The 2,123-nt window shown below is 74.4% G+C and carries 1 protein-coding gene; it reads right to left on the reverse strand.

Features of this window, described 5'->3' with window-relative positions; genetic code table 11:
• Positions 1-28 precede the first annotated feature (28 nt).
• On the reverse strand, positions 29-2,123 hold a 2,095-nt coding region (locus D7V93_RS42145), incomplete at its 5' end, for a WD40 repeat domain-containing protein (RefSeq protein ID WP_147451646.1).

The following is a 2,123-nucleotide window of genomic DNA, read 5'->3' on the forward strand; positions in this document are numbered from 1 at the left end:
GGGTGCTTCTGCACGACGTGTCCTGGTTTCATGGCGTCTCCTTGGATTCACTGCGCTGCCATCGCTGGTTCCGGAACTGAAGGTAGTGGGTGCGCTCTTGCTCCGTGAACGCGTTGCGGCCCGGCCGGGAGGCCACCTGGTCCACCAGCGTCTCGAACTCGGCGGGGTGGAGGCGGATGCCCGCGCCGTCCGCCTCCATCGCCAGCAGCCACCGGCCATCGTGTGAGAAGGCGGCCCCGCGCAGCCGGGTGGGCTCCGCCTCCAGCACCGCTGAGCTCGCCCAGCGCCCAGCGCCCCCCTGGCGCCAGAGCAGGCCGCGGCCGTCCTCGCTCGCGGTGAAGAGGCACGAGCCGCTCCGGTTCCACACCAGGTGCTGGATGGGCCCCCACTGCGTCTGGGGGCACGCCACCAGGTCGTAGCCGCGCGAGTCCCAGATCCCCACCAGCCCACCGGCGTCCCCGGTGGCGAGGAACTGCCCATCCGGGCTCCAGGCGACGCGGCGGGCCGGGAACACCAGCCGCAGACTCCACAGCAGCTTGTCGAGCGCGCAGGTGCCCGGGCAGTGGTAGATGCGGGCCCAGCCGTCATCGCAGGCGGTGGCGAGCTGCAGGCCCGACGGGCTCCAGGCCAGGTCCCACAGCGGGTCCTTCTCCCTGCCCGTGGAGAGCGTCAGGGTCTGGCTCGCGAGGTCCCAGAACCCGGGCCCCGGCTCGTCGCGCAGGACGAGTCCCAGGGCCTTGCTCTGGGGATGCCACACCCACCGCATCAGGTCGTGGGGCAGCTCCTTCCCGCGGGCCTCGAGCTCGCCGGAGGCCGTCCACAGCGAGAAGGTCCTGGGCCCGTCCTGGACCGCGACATGCTTTGCGTCGGGGCTCCACACGGGGCCAGGGGCGCCCGGCTGCGGCAGGAGCTCCGGCTTGTGGCGGGAGGGGGCGCCCTTCCCCACGAACTGCTCCACCTCCTCCCAGGTCTCCCGGCGGAGGGGGCCGCCGAGTGCGTCGTCCCAGATGCGCGCCGTGGCGTCCGCGCTCACGGTGACGAGCCGCATCCCGTCGGGACTCCACACCGCCTGGTGGATGCTTCCGGCGTGGCCGGTGAGCGTCGCCAGCACCCGGCCGCTCTCCACGTCCCAGACCCGGGCCCGGGTGCCGCTCCAGGTCGCGAGGACGCCGCGCCGCCGGGGGTTCCACGCGAGCCCTCCGAGCGAAGGGCCCTCCGCGTGGAGGACATTCGAGAGGAGGCCCGAGTCCGCGTGCCAGAGGTGCACGGTCCCGGTGCTGGCCGCCGCGAGCCACTGGCCCTCCGGGCTCCAGGCCACGTGCTCCACCGCGCCGGGCGTCTCCAGCTCCTGCCGCGTCTCCAGCTCCCACGGCTTGCGCCTGTCGCCGGACCCGCGGAAGACGACGACCCCCTTCGCCCCTGCCGCGGCGAGCGCCGGCGCACCCGGATGCCAGGCCACCGTCAGGACCCCCGCCACGGGGAACGTCACCTGCCGGGTGACGGTGTCCCGGTGCTCGCGCCGCGTCACGCGCCAGACGCCCACCTCGTCGAGTCCGGCGGTGGCGAAGACCTTCCCGGTGGGCGCCCAGGCGGCGGCCAGCACCTCGGCGCACCGGGAGGGCTTCGTCGGCCCGGAGTCACACACCGGGACGCGCTCCTGGCGCGCCACGCCGAGCACGGCGGCATTCCGCGCGGTATCGCCCGGGTCGGCGCTGGCCTTGCCATCCGGCCCGAGCAGCAGCGCTTCGTCGGGCGAGAGCTGGAGCCCCCAGGGGTCGCGCGTCCCCTCGTCATACGTCTGGCTCAGCACGCAGGCCCCGTTCCTGCCCACCTTCATCACCCGGACCCGGGAGTCGTTGTCGCAGCAGGCCAGGTGGTGGCTCCGCGCGGCCCAGACCAGCGCCTTCACGCCGGGGGCGCTGGCGGTGGTGCCCGCATCGATGCGCGTGGGCTCCGCGCCCGGCGACTGGAGGTCCCAGAGGTGGACCCGCCCCGCCGTGTCTCCGGTGGCCAGGTGCCTGCCATCCGGGCTCCAGGCGGCGCAGAGGATGGCCGCGCGATTCGAGAGGACGCGCAGGCAGGTGCCGCGGCGCTCCAGCACTTCGCGCAGGACCCCGTCGAGC

This window comes from Corallococcus llansteffanensis (genome assembly GCF_003612055.1).
GTDB lineage: Bacteria > Myxococcota > Myxococcia > Myxococcales > Myxococcaceae > Corallococcus > Corallococcus llansteffanensis.